The 16,142-nt window shown below is 45.1% G+C and carries 18 protein-coding genes; 3 read left to right on the top strand and 15 right to left on the bottom strand.

The genetic code is table 11. The annotated features are described in order from the left end of the window. Window positions 1–4: 4 nt before the first annotated feature. The 3 genes from MN199_RS13350 to MN199_RS13340 all read right to left on the bottom strand — a co-directional run bounded on the left by MN199_RS13350 (window position 5) and on the right by MN199_RS13340 (window position 3,587). Complete coding sequence (locus tag MN199_RS13350; protein ID WP_335739762.1) at window positions 5–1,381, bottom strand: sensor domain-containing protein; 1,377 nt, start codon at window positions 1,379–1,381, stop codon at window positions 5–7. 151 nt (window positions 1,382–1,532) lie between these two features. Continuing rightward, complete coding sequence (locus MN199_RS13345) at window positions 1,533–3,083, bottom strand: GMC family oxidoreductase (protein ID WP_335739761.1); 1,551 nt, start codon at window positions 3,081–3,083, stop codon at window positions 1,533–1,535. 12 nt (window positions 3,084–3,095) lie between these two features. Continuing rightward, on the bottom strand, window positions 3,096–3,587 hold the full coding sequence (locus tag MN199_RS13340; protein ID WP_335739760.1) for a hypothetical protein: 492 nt from the start codon (window positions 3,585–3,587) through the stop codon (window positions 3,096–3,098). Window positions 3,588–3,644: 57 nt separating this feature from the next. Here MN199_RS13340 and MN199_RS13335 point away from each other — a divergent pair, with 57 nt between their 5' ends. Next, window positions 3,645–4,646: a hydrolase gene (locus MN199_RS13335; RefSeq protein ID WP_335739759.1), complete on the top strand. Its 1,002-nt coding sequence runs from the start codon at window positions 3,645–3,647 to the stop codon at window positions 4,644–4,646. After that, the gene (locus MN199_RS13330; RefSeq protein WP_335739758.1) at window positions 4,643–4,885 is read left to right on the top strand and encodes a YheU family protein; all 243 of its coding nucleotides are present in this window, start codon (window positions 4,643–4,645) and stop codon (window positions 4,883–4,885) included. Before MN199_RS13335 ends, MN199_RS13330 begins: the two co-directional genes overlap by 4 nt. A 64-nt stretch (window positions 4,886–4,949) precedes the next feature. On the opposite strand, the gene MN199_RS13325 is transcribed toward MN199_RS13330, so the two are convergent. The 4 genes from MN199_RS13325 to nudE all read right to left on the bottom strand — a co-directional run bounded on the left by MN199_RS13325 (window position 4,950) and on the right by nudE (window position 9,943). After that, complete coding sequence (locus MN199_RS13325; RefSeq protein ID WP_132586111.1) at window positions 4,950–6,569, bottom strand: methyl-accepting chemotaxis protein; 1,620 nt, start codon at window positions 6,567–6,569, stop codon at window positions 4,950–4,952. A gap of 176 nt (window positions 6,570–6,745) precedes the next feature. Next, window positions 6,746–8,347, bottom strand: a complete 1,602-nt coding sequence (gene pckA / locus MN199_RS13320; protein WP_335739757.1) for a phosphoenolpyruvate carboxykinase (ATP) — start codon at window positions 8,345–8,347, stop codon at window positions 6,746–6,748. A 188-nt stretch (window positions 8,348–8,535) separates the two neighbouring features. Continuing rightward, the gene (cysQ, locus tag MN199_RS13315) at window positions 8,536–9,366 is read right to left on the bottom strand and encodes a 3'(2'),5'-bisphosphate nucleotidase CysQ (protein ID WP_335739756.1); all 831 of its coding nucleotides are present in this window, start codon (window positions 9,364–9,366) and stop codon (window positions 8,536–8,538) included. Beyond that, on the bottom strand, window positions 9,344–9,943 hold the full coding sequence (gene nudE / locus MN199_RS13310) for an ADP compounds hydrolase NudE (protein ID WP_132586120.1): 600 nt from the start codon (window positions 9,941–9,943) through the stop codon (window positions 9,344–9,346). Before nudE ends, cysQ begins: the two co-directional genes overlap by 23 nt. Window positions 9,944–10,002: 59 nt before the next feature. Here nudE and yrfG point away from each other — a divergent pair, with 59 nt between their 5' ends. Next, window positions 10,003–10,683, top strand: coding sequence for a GMP/IMP nucleotidase (gene yrfG, locus MN199_RS13305; RefSeq protein ID WP_335739755.1), 681 nt, complete (start codon window positions 10,003–10,005; stop codon window positions 10,681–10,683). Window positions 10,684–10,709: 26 nt separating this feature from the next. On the opposite strand, the gene MN199_RS13300 is transcribed toward yrfG, so the two are convergent. Genes MN199_RS13300 through gspG form a run of 8 tightly spaced genes read right to left on the bottom strand, consistent with a single transcriptional unit; the run spans window position 10,710 to window position 16,141 of the window. After that, window positions 10,710–11,453: a type II secretion system protein N gene (locus tag MN199_RS13300; RefSeq protein WP_132586126.1), complete on the bottom strand. Its 744-nt coding sequence runs from the start codon at window positions 11,451–11,453 to the stop codon at window positions 10,710–10,712. Window positions 11,454–11,462: 9 nt separating this feature from the next. After that, window positions 11,463–11,933, bottom strand: a complete 471-nt coding sequence (gene gspM / locus MN199_RS13295) for a type II secretion system protein GspM (protein WP_335739754.1) — start codon at window positions 11,931–11,933, stop codon at window positions 11,463–11,465. After that, a complete protein-coding gene (gene gspL / locus MN199_RS13290) occupies window positions 11,930–13,117 on the bottom strand; it encodes a type II secretion system protein GspL (RefSeq protein ID WP_335739753.1) in 1,188 nt (395 codons plus the stop codon). Before gspL ends, gspM begins: the two co-directional genes overlap by 4 nt. Next, entirely contained in the window at window positions 13,114–14,103 is a 990-nt protein-coding gene (gspK, locus tag MN199_RS13285; protein ID WP_335739752.1) for a type II secretion system minor pseudopilin GspK, read from the bottom strand. The genes gspL and gspK overlap by 4 nt, the downstream gene beginning before the upstream one ends. Continuing rightward, window positions 14,103–14,723: a type II secretion system minor pseudopilin GspJ gene (gspJ, locus tag MN199_RS13280; protein ID WP_335739751.1), complete on the bottom strand. Its 621-nt coding sequence runs from the start codon at window positions 14,721–14,723 to the stop codon at window positions 14,103–14,105. Before gspJ ends, gspK begins: the two co-directional genes overlap by 1 nt. Next, entirely contained in the window at window positions 14,716–15,084 is a 369-nt protein-coding gene (gene gspI / locus MN199_RS13275; RefSeq protein WP_132586141.1) for a type II secretion system minor pseudopilin GspI, read from the bottom strand. Before gspI ends, gspJ begins: the two co-directional genes overlap by 8 nt. Next, a complete protein-coding gene (gene gspH, locus MN199_RS13270) occupies window positions 15,081–15,677 on the bottom strand; it encodes a type II secretion system minor pseudopilin GspH (RefSeq protein ID WP_335739750.1) in 597 nt (198 codons plus the stop codon). The genes gspI and gspH overlap by 4 nt, the downstream gene beginning before the upstream one ends. Beyond that, window positions 15,677–16,141: a type II secretion system major pseudopilin GspG gene (gene gspG, locus MN199_RS13265; protein WP_132586147.1), complete on the bottom strand. Its 465-nt coding sequence runs from the start codon at window positions 16,139–16,141 to the stop codon at window positions 15,677–15,679. The genes gspH and gspG overlap by 1 nt, the downstream gene beginning before the upstream one ends. Window position 16,142 lies beyond the last annotated feature (1 nt).

Here is a 16,142-nt window from a genome sequence, read left to right as displayed (position 1 = left end):
GAACTTAAACTTGTTCGTGCTGCGGTAGCTTAGTTGGCATAACTAGATTGCCGCCAGCTTTTTTGGCCAGATACATTGCATTATCCGCACACATTATCAGTGTCTTAGCCGCCTTAGCGTGCTGCGGATATAACGCCAAGCCAATACTTGGTAATACCGTAACGTGTTGGTTTGATAAACTAAACGGCTGACTTAACACATTACGAATTTTTTCTGCTTGCTGCAAGGCTACGGCTTCGTTGTCAGAATTCGGCAGTAAAATAACAAACTCGTCACCACCAAAGCGCGCCACAGTATCAGTTTGGCGCAAGCATTGCTGAATACGCTGCGCGGTTTGTTGTAATAACTCATCACCAACATGATGGCCAAAGCTGTCATTTACTTGCTTAAACTTGTCTAAATCTAAATACAGTAACGCAAAAGATTGCTGCTCTCGCTCTGCTTGCAACATAGTAAGGTGTAAACGGTCGTAAAACAGCTCTCGGTTAGGCAACTGGGTTAGCTGATCATACAAGGCGCTACGCTGCAGTCGCGCTATCATCTGCTTACGCTCAATCGCTACCGCTATCTGTACCGAGACAAACTCAAGCAGTTCTACCTCGCTATTAACATAATCATTAGCCGAAGCCGCATTTTGTACCATTAACACGCCAATAACCGCAGTATGCGATTTAAGTGGCACACCAAGCCAATTAACAAACTTGTCTTGTACTCGCTGCTGAAACGCAGTTGATAGCTCAGTTTTATTATCACCTGAAAGTATAATCGTTTCAGAGCGCCGGATAACTTCCTGGCACAGCGTTAACACATCAACGTTATCCGTTTCATCATGCTGCAATTGCAACGTCGCATTATAGGCAAAGCTTAATTGGCCAGAGTCGGCGTTTTTAAGCACTATGGCAAAACGCCTCATGGGTATTAACCGAGCCACAATTTGCTGAATACTCTGATATAGGCTAGGGAGGTCATCGGTAGCAAACGCTGCTTCAGAAATGGCATATACTGCGGCTTGGCGGGCTTCTATCTGCTTACTGCGGCTTATATCACGGGCTACTGCTACCCTGCGCTTATCACTTTGTGACCAACGCGCCGACCAAAGTAAATGAATAACTTGGCCATCTTTACGAAGATAGCGGTTTTCAAAATCAACTTTTACCGCACCGGCATTTATTTCATCTGCTACTTGTAAGGTGCGCGCACGATCATCTGGGTGTACCAAATCAATCATTGGCTTGCCAATGAGTTCGGCTGGCGTATAACCAAACATGCGCTCAGCACCGGCACTGACAAATTCAAACCGGCCGTGACGGTCTACTACGCAAATAGCATCTAGCAACAAGTCGATATAATTGCTCAGAGACTTATAACTCTCAGTGTTCATAATACGCTAAACACTCACCACCCAGTAATGCCTTAAACCTTAGCATGATTTACTCACTATACCAGTGTTGAATTAACAAAAGCGCCGCAGAAAAATAGCCGTTTAGCGGGTCTAATTAAACACCGTTCTAAAAGCACGCAAATACTTAACATTACATCAGTTCTTTTATCAACAGTTGGCAATTTCGCCATATCAACGCAAAAATAGTCAGTTGCGGATTAGCGCCTAAACTCGTGGGTAAAATAGAGCCATCGAACACCGATAAATTCTGTAATTGATGATGACGCCCATTTTGTTTTACCACACCATTATTGGCGTTAACGCTCATATTACAGCCACCCATGACATGTGCGGATACTACGGTTTGTCGCAGTTTCACCATTGGCAATTGTTCAATGGCTGCTTTTGCTTCGGGCCAGCTACTATAAAGTTTGGCATCATGGTGGATAGGTAACACTTGCTTAGCACCGGCAGAAAACTGTAACTCGGCCATCGACAATAGTGCTTGGCGCATGCCTTGCCACATGTAGTCCGTGATTGGGTAGTCTAGAACAGGTTGTTGCTGTGCATCTAACAGCACCGTGCCACCCTGACTTTCTGGATGAAACCCATCACGCTGTAAAGCAATACATACCTGCAGTTTATTAAACTGCGTCATTAAAGCCGCATGCGCCTCGCCGCTGCCAATCAGCTTAGTTGCCATTAATACTGGGTGAATTGGCGGCACCTCTAGCTTATAACCAGCAACATTATTATCGCGAGGCCAAACGAATTGATCTGAATAAATACTCTGCGGTGCACCACTATGGCCATTAATATCATCTGCAAACAACGCACCTGAAATAACAGTAGGATGCAAATAAGTGTGTTTACCCAAGCGACCCGATGGGTTTGGCACCGCTGAGCGCAGTAACAGCGCGGCCGAGCCAATTGCACCACCAGCAACAATATAGTGTGTAGCGGCAATAGTAACTTTAATATCGCTACGCGGCTGAAAATGCGCATCGACAGGTACTGCCTCTAACCCCGTAACTTGATGGTCTTGCCACAGTAACTTACGCACCGACAGCCGAGAAATAAGTCGCGCACCGTTACTTAGTGCGGTAGGAATGGTACTGACTAACATTGACTGCTTAGCATTAATCGGGCAGCCCATACCGCAATAGCCCAAATTAGCACAGCCATTCACATTGCGGTTGATCACCGTGTATTGCCAGCCTAAGGCTTCACAGCCTTGTTGCAGTTTAGCATTATTGGCATTGGGTGGCACGGGCCATGGCTGAATACTCAAGCGCTGTTCGGCATGCTGAAAAAAGGGTGCTAAATCGTTTTCACCAGTAAAGTTAAGGCCAAACTCGCTGTGCCAGTAATCGAGTGTTGACGGAGGTGTGCGAATAGACGTAGTCCAGTTAACTGTAGTTGAACCGCCAACCGTGCGACCTTGCAATATACCAATACTTTTATCCTGGGTTTTTCTGGCAGCGCCTTCTTGATATAAGTTTGGGTACGCCCAACGTTCTTCCATGACAAAATCATTACTGCGGTAATATGCCCCCTCTTCCAGTAAAAGCACGTTAAAACCGGCATTAGTCAGTTGCTCAGCGGCAATACCACCGCCAGCGCCAGAACCAATGATCACAATATCCGCAGTAAAGTGCTGATTAGCCGTAAACTGGCTCGCATCTAAGTGATTAGCTGTCATCGTATGGTCTCGTTAGCGAAATTTAGGCGCGGTATAAGCAATAGGCAACCAGTGTTCTGGTTGACCGTAATATGCGCCATATAGCAGCTCGCGCAAGCCATGGTAGGCCTGCTGCAATACTAGAAGATAACTATCACGCCAGCTGGCCAACAGCGCCAACCGCTGATTTACCGATAACTGTGGCAATGCAGTAATATGCCCGCTCAGCGCCAGCTGGCTAATGCGGTTAGCTAATAAAGCAAATAAGTCTACTAATTCTTGTTGTTGGCTAACGGGTAAATAAGGCATAAAATCTGTAATTGCAGTTTGAGTGCGTGCCAGCTCATGCTGCGCTAAGGTCGTATCTTTTGGCAAAGCACCGTATAATAGTGCAGGCAACAACGCAGACAGCACCCAGTCTCGGTTACTATCAGATTCACTAGCATAGTATTGCCAGCCGGTAATACCCAAACTAGCACTAATGCCTAGCGCAAGACCACGGAAAATAAATTGTCGCCGATCCATCTAGTGGTGCCTATTGTATTAACTAAGTTACTTCATTGTTTATCAGGAAAGCCTAATTTGCAAGCTCAAGTCAGACCAGTTGTTTCATCATCATTTAAACCAGCTTGGTGGCTAAAACATGCGCATCTACAGACTATATTTGCCAAATATTTAAGCCCACGTAAAAAGCAAAAAACGGTAGCCGAAATTTTCATGCTACCTGACGGTGACGAGTTACAACTTAATTGGATGCAGCCTTCTCGCGTTGCGATAGATGCACCTATAGTGGTGCTATTGCATGGTTTAGCTGGCGATATCAACAGCCATTATGTGCAAGCGATGCTAGCACAGTGTCGCCGTTTGCGTTGGCCTGCAGTACTAATGCATTTTCGTGGTTGCAATGGCGCGCCTAACAAACTACCCCGCGCCTACCACAGTGGTGACACCGCCGATTTAGCCGAAGTATTAACTGAGATAAAACAGCGCTTTCCTGCACAAAAGCTCGTTGGCGTAGCGTATTCATTAGGTGCCAACGTATTACTAAAATACTGCGGTGAGCATAACGGTAATAATCCGCTATCTGCTGCAGTAGCTGTGTGCCCACCTCTAGATTTATCAGCTTGTGCTAGCCGTATTAATCAGGGTAGTAGCAAAATTTATCAACGCTACTTACTCAGTCGACTAAAGCAGAGTACGTTATTAAAACTAAAACAGTTTCCACAGTTTCCTATTCCATTAACCTCGGCACAGGTGCGCGGCTTCAATAGTATTGAACAGTTTGACGAGCATTACACTGCGCCTATTCATGGCTTTTTAAACGCACAAGATTATTACCAAAAGGCGAGTAGCAAAGCGTTTTTACAACACATCGATATTCCTACGCTTATTATCCATGCCCAAGACGATCCGTTTTTATCACAGGCTGTTATCCCAACAGCTAACGAGCTAAACCAACATATTCTCTACGAGCTTACTAGCGGCGGAGGCCATGTTGGCTTTGTTGGCGGTAGCGTATTTAAGCCTAGGTTTTGGCTAAACCAACGTATCCCAGAATTTATTCAAGGCCACCTAACCCTATGATTATTCCTTATACCGATATCGCTACCGACACACTGCACAACTTAATTGAATATTACATACTGCGCGAAGGCACCGACTACGGCGATATAGAAGTGTCATTACCACAAAAAGTACTGCAGGTGCAGCAACAGCTAGAAAACGGCGATGTGGTCATTGTTTATTCTGAACTGCATGAAAGTATTAACTTAATGTCAAAGCAGCAGTTCTTACAGCAACCTATTGAACCGCATTTTGACTAAAACCGCGGCATTAAAAAACGGCCACTACTGCGGCCGTTTTTCTATTTTTATAAATTACCACTGACTATAATTTAAACCGGCCTACCAACTCGTTTAGCTTTACTGCCAAACGCGTTAGCTCTGTCGCACTGGCTGTAGTTTGATGCGAGCCCGCCGCCGTTTGTGCGGCTAAGTCGCTAATAGTAACAATATTGCGGTCAATTTCACGCGCCACTTTCGATTGCTCTTCTGCGGCACCGGCAATAACATGATTTTGATCACTAATTGCCATAATGTTTTCAGTAATTAACTCCAACGCATCTGCTGCTGACTTAGCCACATTTTGCGCGTTATCAGCATTACCACTAATTAACTGCATAGCACCAACCGCTTCTTTCGCTGACGCTTGTACTTGTTGAATCATCTGCTCAATTTCACCGGTTGACGTTTGCGTACGGTGTGCCAAACTGCGTACTTCGTCTGCTACAACGGCAAAACCACGCCCTGCTTCACCAGCACGCGCTGCTTCAATCGCCGCGTTTAAGGCCAATAAGTTGGTTTGCTCTGCAACACTGCGAATAACTTCTAATACTTGGTTAATTGATGATACTTTTTCAGCCAACGTATTAATAACGCCGGTACTCTGACGTACATCGGCGTTCATTTTTTCAATTACTTTGCTAGTTTGCGTTACTTTTTGTGTGCCGTCTTTAGCTAAATTAGCCGATTGCGTAGACGCTTCCGAGGTTTTTAATGCCGTACCTGCTACTTCATCTACTGCCGAACTCATTTCAGTAATTGCGGTAGCGGCTTGCTGCACTTCGTCATTCTGTAGCTGCAATGCCTTAGCAGACTCATCCGTTACCACGTTTAGCTCTTCGGCAGCCGACGCTAATTGGCTAGAAGAACTAGAAATATGGCTAATAGCATCACGCAATTTTTGCTGCATTTGCTCAAGCGCGCTGGATAACTCCATTAGCTCGTCATTACCATCAACAACAATGGCTTGGGTTAAATCGCCGTCGGCAATAAAACGGGCGGAAATAACGGCACGAGATAATGGCCGGTTTACGCTTTGCGAAATAAGTATGGCGATAACCAAGGCAATAATAACGGCGACGATAATCAGCGCAATAACCGCCCATTTCGCAGAATTATAGGTTGCTATCGATTCAGCACGAGCCTCATCGGCAGCCTTCTGATTTAAATCTGATAACTGATTCATATAGGCGGTTAATTGATCCGCTACGGGGTTCATTTTATCGAGTAAATCCTGGGCGGCGCCAAGCTCTTCTTTGTGTAAAAATTCTAAGGTTTGCTGTTGCAAGGTAAAATATTGATCTAGCACCGTATTAAATTGCTGATACACGTTACGCACCTGCGGTGTGTCAATGGTCGCGGCAAAGGCTTTATTGGCTTTATGCGCCTCTTCGTTAATCGCCTTTATTTTTTCAAAAGCAGCGCCTTCTTGCGTAATATCAATCGCTAACAACAAACGCAGCGTTACCGCGCGAGAGCGCGTTGCCAGTATTTCTAATTGACCCAGATCACTTACCGCTGGTAATAGCTTTGTTTCAACAATATCAGCCTGAGCTCTCACTTTAGACAAGCTTTGCAAGCCTAAAATGCCAGTTATCGCTAGCAATAACGCTAGCAGACCAAAGGCGGTAATTAGCCGTTTTTGAATTGTAATTTTTCTTAGCATCGGTTACCTCTGTTTGCCACTGTTTTACCTGCCACCTTGCGACTGATATGTTATTACTTTAGCTATAACAATACTAAGTTGCCAGTAACATTAGGGTTTTTATCAGAATTAACTATAGCAACAATTTTGCTGATAATTGTTGTGATAAAAAAGGCCGCTGAAGCGGCCTTTTTAAACTATAGCTGCGGCCCTGCGGCCACTAATGCTTTACCTTCATCGTTATCGGTAAACTTAACAAAGTTATCAACGAAACGCTGTGCCAAATCTTGGGCTTTAACATCCCAGTCTGCGGTTTGGTTATAGGTATTACGTGGGTCTAAAATAGACACGTCATCAACACCTTTAAGCGCTGTTGGCATGGCTAAATTGAAATATGGCAACTGTACAAATTCTGCATCTTCAATGCTGCCATCTAAAATCGCATCAATAATAGCGCGCGTGGCTTTAATAGAAATACGCTTACCAGTACCGTTCCAGCCGGTATTTACTAAATAAGCTTCGGCGCCTGAATCGGCCATACGCTTACCTAATACTTCAGCATATTTAGTTGGGTGTAAGCTTAAAAACGCCGCACCAAAACAGCTAGAGAATGTTGGTGTAGGCGCTGTAATACCACGCTCAGTACCCGCTAATTTAGCAGTAAAGCCCGATAAGAAGTGGTACTTAGCTTGTTCTTTAGTCAGCTTAGACACTGGTGGTAATACGCCAAAAGCATCAGCCGTTAAAAAGATAACCTTTTTCGCATGGCCCGCTTTAGATACTGGCGTTACGATATTATCAATGTGATAAATTGGGTAAGACACGCGGGTATTTTCTGTTTTAGAGCCGTCATTAAAATCAATTTCGCCGTCAGCTAACACTGTAACGTTTTCTAATAAAGCATCTCGACGAATGGCGTTATATATATCTGGCTCGTTTTCTTTCGATAAATTAATGGTTTTAGCATAACAACCACCTTCAAAGTTAAACACGCCATCATCATCCCAACCGTGTTCATCGTCACCAATTAGCTGACGCTTAGGATCGGTTGATAAGGTGGTTTTACCTGTGCCTGACAAACCAAAAAACACTGCAACGTCGCCGTCTTTGCCCACGTTGGCTGAACAGTGCATAGAGGCAATACCTTGCAATGGTAAAAAGTAGTTCATCATTGAGAACATACCTTTTTTCATTTCACCGCCGTACCAAGTGCCGCCAATTAACTGAATGCGTTCAGTTAGGTTAAAGGCGACAAAGTTTTCCGAATTTAAACCATGCTGCTGCCAGTTAGCGTTTATACATTTCGCGCCATTCATCACGATAAAATCTGGCTGATAGGTTTTAAGCTCTTCATCGGTAGGGCGAATAAACATGTTTTTTACGAAATGTGCTTGCCACGCTACTTCGGTAATAAAGCGCGCAGCAAGGCGCGTATCTTTATTGGCACCACAATACGTATCAACAACGAATAAACGTTTACCCGACAACTGTTTAGTTACCGCTGATTTTAATTCAGTCCATACTTCTTGACTAAGAGGTTTATTATCATTTTTACCTTGATCAGACCACCATACCGTATCGCGTGTCGTGTCATCGCGCACAATATACTTATCTTTAGGTGAACGACCGGTAAAGATACCAGTATCAACTGAAACTGCGCCCAATTTGGTCAGTTTGCCTTGTTCATAACCATGTAAATCAGCGCGGGTTTCTTCCGCAAATAACTGATCATACGAAGGGTTATAAATGATTTCCGTGACATCTGTGATGCCGTATTGGCGCAGATCCAGTTCGGACATGATGTAACTCCTAAGGGTACTGTAGGTAAAGGGGCAGTCTCGAGATGACTTAAATTTATAATGATTTTGTCACTCAGCTCTGTTTTGGTGAGCAAAAATCTGGCCGCATAATAGCGTTTTTCTCGGTGAAAAGATAGTTAGCAAACCGCCCGATTTGGCTAAAAGCCGTTCTATAAAGCGACCTGGTGCTAGGTTTTTAGGTTGCGTTGTGTTGGTCGAGATTTTATTAGCTGCTGCCAAGGTATGCTGGCTTGGCCCATTACCATAAAATCAGGATTGCCAAGCGTGTCACGTTGGTTATAGCTTAACGCATTAAACTCACTGTCTAGAATCTTGCCACCGGCTTCTTCTACTATAACGTGCACAGCGCCAGTGTCCCATTCGCCGGTTGGGCCTAAACGCAGGTAACAATCGGCTTTACCTTCAGCTATTAAGCAGCTTTTTAACGAGCAACTACCTAAGGCGATATATTCAACCTGATTATTGTTTTGTAGTAAATTTATAATCGGCTGTAACGGTTGGCGTCGACTAATGGCAATTTTTAGTGTGTCACCCACTTGGTATTCATTTACCCGAATACGGTTAATTAAGTTGCGTTGCTGCTTAAACGCGCCGTTACCTCGGCAGGCATAATACATGACATTTTCTTTCGGCCAGTAGATCACGCCTAAGGCAGGCCAGCCACGTTCTACCAATGCAATACTTACCGCGAAATCGCCACTTCTGGCAACAAACTCCTGTGTACCGTCCATTGGGTCAATTAGCCAGTATCTTGGCCAATCTTGTCGTTGCGCCAACGGCACTAAATAAGATTCTTCAGAAATGATAGGTATGTTAGGGGTTAGCTCAGACAGACGATTAATAATAATATGATTCGCAACAATATCAGCGCTGGTAACGGGGCTTAAATCGGCTTTTTGTTGCTGCTGAAAATTACCGCTTTGATATAACTGCCATAGCTCTGCACCGGCCTCTTGGGCTGCAGATTTTACTGGTTCAAGCAATCTGCTTAAAAACATCTGGGTTCGCTTCCAAATATTGCTGCGCTAAAAACAGGGCGGCGACACTTCTGGCTTCAGTAAAATCAGCCTGCTGCAATAAAGCGTTGCTGTGCTGACGCGGCCATGTAACTAATTCTAATGGTTCTGGCTCATCGCCTTCTAATGTTTCTTTATATAAATCAAAGGCCAGAACTATATGCATTGTAGCATTAAAATAACCTGGTGCTAAGGCTAGTGATTTTAATTGTACAAAGCGACGGGCGCCAAAACCGATCTCTTCTTTTAGTTCCCGATTGGCGGCCATCAGTGCGTCTTCACCTGGGTCAATTAAGCCTTTGGGAAAACCAAGCTGATAGTCATGTGTACCTGCGCAGTATTCACGCACCAAATAGAAGTGTTCGTTATCAGGGCAGGCAATAATCATTACTGCGCCACGCCCGCTGCTACGCATTCGCTCATAGGTGCGCAACACGCCATTACTAAACTGCAATTCTAGCTGCTCTATTTTGAACAAGCGGCTTTGGGCAACAATATCGGCGTTTAAAATTTCAGGTTTTTGTTTGTTACTAACTTTATCATCCTGTCGCTGCGTCATACTGGCACCTCTGGTACAATCTAAGCTTGCTACTATAAAACGATTAACAGGAAAAACCTATGCTGAACTGGGCCGAAATTGATACCGTGCTGCTGGATATGGATGGTACGTTGCTAGACTTGCATTACGACAACTACTTTTGGATGCAACACCTACCTCGGCGCTGGGCAGAAATTAGCGGCATTAGTCTTAGTAGTGCCGAAGCACAGTTAAAAGCAGAATACGTTGAGCTTAACGGTAAATTAAACTGGTACTGCATTGATTATTGGGCCAAGCGTTTGCAATTGCCAATTAACCAGCTAAAGCGTGAGGTGATGCACAAAATTGCTATGCGCGCCGACGTACCAGACTTTTTAACGGCGCTAAAACACAGTGGCCGGCAAATTGTATTAGTTACCAACGCTCACCCTGACAGCCTGTCATTAAAAATAGAGCGCACCGAGCTGGCTAACTATATAGATACACGCATTTCTACGCATGAATTTGGTGTAACCAAAGAAAACCAAGCTTTATGGCAACAATTACAGCAGCGCTTAGACTTTAATCCTAAACGTACCTTATTTGTTGATGACAGCCTGCCAATTTTAAAAGCCGCGCAAGATTATGGTATTCGACACTTACTTGCTGTAGCCAACCCAGATAGCCAGCAGTTAGCTCGAGAAATTACCGAGTTTCCTGCGGTTACCGACTATGCAGTACTACTAAATGACATTCGCGCTAATCGCAAACCCCGGTTTTAGCCAACGTAGTAGTTAAAATTGGCGTATTAAAAGCGCAGCGGATAGCGTCCTTGTGCATCAGGCTTACCCAAAAACTGCATAGCCTGATGCACTTCTTTTGGCATGCTCGCATCTGGCTGCAATGTGCCATTAACCTGCAACTGCTCAGCATTAATTACCGCTTTAACATTAAGTCCTAACAAATTTGCCCCATCGGTAGTTAATACTATAGTGCCATTGCCACAACTTAATTCGGCGAACAGGTTTTGTAAATCTAACCAAGTGCCGGTTGGCGTTTGTAGCTTGGCATCCTGCCAACTAGCACTGCCTGATAACTGCTGACACCAAGGCTGGCCCTGGTTAAATTGCGTTACATCTAACACTAGCTCGCCGGTTGCATCTACCGGCAAGGGTAACGGCAACATAGGGACAATTTGTGCTACTGGTAATTTTACTAACGCATTTTGCACACTTGCCCCGTCAAAACCGTAGCTAGCTGTAGCTTTAATATAAGGTACGCTAATATTTTGTACGCTACCACTTTGCAGCTCAAGCTGTACCTTTGCTGTAAGTAGCTGCCAAGCATTTAACCGCCAACTTAGGGTATCGAATTGCAATTGCTGATAACGTAAGCCCGCTATTTGGCCTTGCCATAAGGTGCCTGAAACCGGGCCCAGTTGCAGCTGTTGCGGCAAGGGAGCTAGCTTTAACCACCATGCTGCGGGGGTAAGCAACAAGGCGAATAGCAGATAACTTACAATACCAATAATAAGAAGTTTTAATTTTGACATACTACCTGCTTACTCCACTACCATGCGTCTAACCTGCACTATGCCCGGCTTATCTGCGGTGGCAATGTCTAAATTTACTAGCTTTACCCCATGCTGATACTGCAACGCGTGCACCCAGCTAACTAGCTGGTCAAAACTGGCGTTGGCTAATACCAGCGTTAAAGTGTCATTTTGTTGCTGCATTCGGTTTACGGTAATACCCGCAACCCGCGCGCTACTGCTAATAATTTGCTGTAAGCTGCCGCCAGTGCGCGCCAAGGTAGTATTTACCGCTTTAAGCTGGGGCAACAGTTGTTGTAATTGGTTTAATTGCTGCTGAGCCGCTTGTACTTTTTTCTGTTGCGTTACACTGGCTTGCTGCAACGGTTGCCATAACAGCCAATAAAACAACCCAACCACAACGACAACTACTGCGCCAGCTACTAAGCGCTGCTCGCGCAGCTGTAACGTTGCCCACCAGCTTAAAAACTGCTGTTTCATACCTTACCTCGCATAGCAACACTACCTTGCACCTTGTCACCATCGTTACTTAATGCGCCCTGCTCAACGCTAAAGCCGACTTGTTCTAATGCCGACTTCAGTTTTTCAAAACTTTGAAAATTATCGCCTTTTGCCTCAAAGCGCAGTTCGGCTCTTTTCCCATCATAACGTAGGTTTTCTAAACTAATGTCTGGCACCTTAGCTATTTGTTGTTGCAAACTATCGAGTAACACCAAAAAACTTTGCTCAGAATTACCCCCTACCGCAGCGAGTTTCTGCTGTAACTGCAAATTAAGATTAACAATGCGCTCTTGCGGAAATGCCTGTAAATAGAGGGTTTGGCTTTGCTGCTGCAACGCCGCGCTTTGCCGTGATAACTGCCAATTACTTATACCCAGTTGCAACAAATAAATGCTTAAACAAGCACCGAATAAAATTGCGCTGCTGCGCCATAGCTGCAATTGCCGATTAACTTGACGCTTAGGCTTATATTCACCCTGCAATAGGTTGAAATCGTTATGCTGTAGCTGGTTGGCCAATAAGGCTAACGGCAGCTCTGGTTCAGCCAGCTGATGGCTCTGCGCTAACTCATCGGGCCAAGGGCTATAGCTAGTAAGCATAGGCAGACCGGCGAGCTGCAGATAATCGCCCCACCAGCTAACGTCGATAGCGGATACCTGCCAAGAGCTTTGCTTTAACAGCCACTGATTTTGTAGTTGAATACACGCTGGCAATTGCTGCTCTGGTAATAGCAACGCATCTGGCAATATGCGACTAACGCTAAAACCTGCCGATTGCAACCAATCTAACCATTGCCGCATCCGCTCGTGCTGGCATACGGCAACTTGCTGACTATATTGGCCGTCGTGGTGCTGCACGGAGCCTAAGGCTAAAAATAGCTTTTCTATATCTTCTGCTTGCTCCTCTTCCAGCATATAAGGCAAGGCTTGCAGTAATTGCCGATTCGGTTTACTCGGCAAATTAACTTGTTTTAGTACCACGTCAGATGCTGGAACTAAGGCGATAACGGGCCTATTACCTAATCGAGTGCATAGCTCGGTTAGCTGAGCTACACCGGCAACCTCGCCGCTAGCTATTACATCCTGATTTTGGCCAGCCCATACCAGCCAGCTGATATTATGCTCTGCTCGGCTACCTAGCCGAATTACCAACTGCTCACTCACCCCTGGCCTCCAAATCGCCGGGCCAATACCTTGACCTGATTATTATTATTTATTTTTAATACCGACGTTAAAACAAAGCCACTTTCTAAATAAGCGGCAGTTGCTGTAAGTTGAAAGCTGTCTGACTTAACATTTAGCATGGTTTTTACGTCGTCAGCAACGGTAATGCCGACTAACTCAGGCGCGGTAAAAACCTCTTCTACGCTAGCAAAACCGGTTTCGGGTCGGTTAGCAATAAGATCTGCCGCTGCTACTTCGGTTAATTCCGGGATCAGCGCAGCCAGCAATACCGCGCTATCTTCAGTTAACGTATTCACATTAAGCAGCAAGCGATTATCTTCTGGCACCACACACACATAGGGGGCGAGAAGTTGGTAATCTGCTGGTGTCATATCTAGCATTACACGCAGCTCTGTCACACTGGCCATTAGGCCATTGCCGGTGTAATACGGGAAGCGTAGCGCGGCGTAATCGTCATCTTCTGCGCTACCGGCCGTGCTAAGTAGGCTATCTGCGTCTAACCAGTCGCCAATACGCGCCAAAAGATACTCAGCCGGCATCGATAATTCGCTGGCCTTCAATTCTAACAAACGTAAAAACGCTTTTTGCGCGGCCGTTTGCTGTATTCGGTTACTATTTGATGCAAATATGTTTTGCAGTGCATTTAGGTTAAAGCAGCTGCGTAGGTCAATAATTTCACCGGCGATTGTGCCGCTATCTACGGGAAAGGTTGCGCCTTGCAACGACCAATCTTGGGATAAATTAACCGTTTGCTGGCCGGCTAAGCTGCGGCTAAGCAACACTTTAGCAAACTGTTCTGCGCCCATCGCATACCAAAATGCTTGCTGTTGTTGCTGTATATTTTGCTGACGTTGTAACTGTAGTTGCAGCCGGCCATTCATATTCACGGCAATAACCACCACAATGGCGATTATCATTAACACGGCAATTAACGCGACGCCGGTTTGCTTGTGCAAAGTTCTCATTAGTGAGTTTTCTCCGCAACTACGGCGTCAGGCAATAAAAATACACGCGCCAAATTACCTAAACTCTCATCGACTAATGTTATGCGCACTGCGGCGGGAAAATTAGCATCTTGCCAGCGCTCTAGCCACTCATCGCCTTGTAAGTACTGCACGGTAAAACCAGTTAGGCCGGTTTGCAATAGCTGCACCTTAGGCTCTGTGCCCGTTACCGCATCAGGATACAATGTAAATAAACGTTGCAGCGTACCTTCTTGCAACCGATAAGCTACTGCCTGAATTTCACTGCGCGGCAATATCATGCCGGGATTGCGCCAACCTTGGCGGGCAAAGCTTACGCCATGATCTTCGCTGTCTAACAGAAACTTTTCACCGTATAGCCGGTACTTTGCTGGCGCCTCGCCAGCGATACGCACATGCCGCACGCTCATTTGCATAAAGTCTCGTTCTAGCATTAGCATAGTACGCTGCAACTGCACTAACCGCTCGCTAGCCAACTTTGATAATTCATCACTTTGCGTAACACTGCTTAGCACCGCTACCGATGCTAAACCAATAAGGGCAAAAATAGCGGCCGCCAATAGCATTTCAATAAAAGTGAAACCGCGACTTAGCTTATACACCGGGTTTACCTTTATAGCTTTGTAACTGATACAAAACTTGCTCTGGCGCTTCAGCTAGGCTAACGCTAATTTGTACTAGGCGTAAATCGTTGTCGGCTAATTGGCCGATTTTTTGTTGCCATAGCCATTGCCGATTGGCCATATTAACTTCGCCTTGGCTTTTTTCCTTACCTGGCCATTGGCTATCTAGCATGGCCAACTGCATTTGATTATCCGCAACATAACTGGCAATAGTTAATTCGTCTAACTGGCTAAGATTCCGAATATGAGCTGCGCTAGACTGCATAATCGCCATACCGGCAGTGGCAAAAATAGCCATAGCCACCAGTAGCTCTAATAACGTAAAGCCTTTTGCTTTCATGGCTGCTCCGTTGATGCCGCGGTTCGGGTTAACGGAATAGCAAAGTCAGTTGATACAGAGCTGTAGAGGGCAGTTAAGTTGGTCGTTTTTTTTAGTATTAACTTGAACGGACTAATTTCGCCTGAGGATAAAATAAACACCTGAGGTAATACCGGTACCTTACTTTTCTCATCAGGTTTGGTTTCGTCATCAAGTTGCCAATCTAGCTGACTTAGCAGATTATCGTCTTCACCAGGTAGGCCTTCTAGTTCTAGCTGCAAACTAATATCGTGCGGCAGTTTATATTGCTGCAGGCTTACTGGCTGATCGGCTTCAAGCCATTTAGCATCTTTATTGTTGTAATATAAAAAGCCATAACGTTCATTTTGTACGTACAAGCCCCACTCTTGCTGCTTTAACATTGCTGTTTCGGCAACAAATTGAAATATTTGCTGAAATCGTTCGGCTTCTTTTTCTAGCTTTTCTTCATTCGACTCGCCGCTAAAACTCATGACTACCGTAGTAGCTAGCAAACCAATTAGCAGCATTACCAGCATCACCTCAACTAAGGTAAAGCCGGTAGTACAACGCTGCTGAATTGGTAAATGCCGCATTAGTTGTTTTTACTCGCGTCGCCATCTAAATTCCAATTACCAATATCATCATCGGTACCGGCGATGCGATCTGGGCCTTTACTTAAAATATCTATGCGCCCAGCTTTGATTTGGCTTGGGCTAATTAAAATATAATCTTCATCCCAAGGATCTTTTGGTAATCGACGGATAAAACCGGCCTCAGGGAATGAGCGCGGCACCGGTTGCGACGTTGGTGCAGTAACGAGTGCCTGCATACCTTGTTCAGTTGTTGGATAAAAGCCATTGCGCAGCTTGTACATATCCAGCGCGCCTTCTAGCTGCTGAATATCAACAATCGCTTTTTGTTTGTCGGCTTGATCTTTATTTTCCATCAAGTTAGGCACGACCATACTGGCAATAATGCCAAGAATAACAATAACTACCATGACTTCTAATAGAGTAAAACCGCGCTGCAGTTTACGTTGTTGTTGTTGCTTTAACATA

The organism is Rheinheimera metallidurans, from assembly GCF_036983985.1.
Taxonomy (GTDB): domain Bacteria; phylum Pseudomonadota; class Gammaproteobacteria; order Enterobacterales; family Alteromonadaceae; genus Alishewanella; species Alishewanella metallidurans.
The sequence above is the reverse complement of the archived record's forward strand: the minus strand, read 5'-3'. Positions and strand labels throughout refer to the sequence as shown.

Bases quoted from the DNA above. Each gene is read 5' to 3' on its own strand.
- MN199_RS13340 (WP_335739760.1), bottom strand. From the start codon at position 3,587: ATGGATCGGCGACAATTTATTTTCCGTGGTCTTGCGCTAGGCATTAGT.
- MN199_RS13330 (WP_335739758.1), top strand. From the start codon at position 4,643: ATGATTATTCCTTATACCGATATCGCTACCGACACACTGCACAACTTA.
- gspI (WP_132586141.1), bottom strand. From the start codon at position 15,084: ATGAAAGCAAAAGGCTTTACGTTATTAGAGCTACTGGTGGCTATGGCT.
- MN199_RS13350 (WP_335739762.1), bottom strand. From the start codon at position 1,381: ATGAACACTGAGAGTTATAAGTCTCTGAGCAATTATATCGACTTGTTG.
- yrfG (WP_335739755.1), top strand. From the start codon at position 10,003: ATGCTGAACTGGGCCGAAATTGATACCGTGCTGCTGGATATGGATGGT.
- cysQ (WP_335739756.1), bottom strand. From the start codon at position 9,366: ATGTTTTTAAGCAGATTGCTTGAACCAGTAAAATCTGCAGCCCAAGAG.
- pckA (WP_335739757.1), bottom strand. From the start codon at position 8,347: ATGTCCGAACTGGATCTGCGCCAATACGGCATCACAGATGTCACGGAA.
- nudE (WP_132586120.1), bottom strand. From the start codon at position 9,943: ATGACGCAGCGACAGGATGATAAAGTTAGTAACAAACAAAAACCTGAA.
- gspM (WP_335739754.1), bottom strand. From the start codon at position 11,933: ATGAAACAGCAGTTTTTAAGCTGGTGGGCAACGTTACAGCTGCGCGAG.
- MN199_RS13300 (WP_132586126.1), bottom strand. From the start codon at position 11,453: ATGTCAAAATTAAAACTTCTTATTATTGGTATTGTAAGTTATCTGCTA.
- gspH (WP_335739750.1), bottom strand. From the start codon at position 15,677: ATGCGGCATTTACCAATTCAGCAGCGTTGTACTACCGGCTTTACCTTA.
- gspK (WP_335739752.1), bottom strand. From the start codon at position 14,103: ATGAGAACTTTGCACAAGCAAACCGGCGTCGCGTTAATTGCCGTGTTA.
- MN199_RS13345 (WP_335739761.1), bottom strand. From the start codon at position 3,083: ATGACAGCTAATCACTTAGATGCGAGCCAGTTTACGGCTAATCAGCAC.
- gspG (WP_132586147.1), bottom strand. From the start codon at position 16,141: ATGTTAAAGCAACAACAACAACGTAAACTGCAGCGCGGTTTTACTCTA.
- MN199_RS13325 (WP_132586111.1), bottom strand. From the start codon at position 6,569: ATGCTAAGAAAAATTACAATTCAAAAACGGCTAATTACCGCCTTTGGT.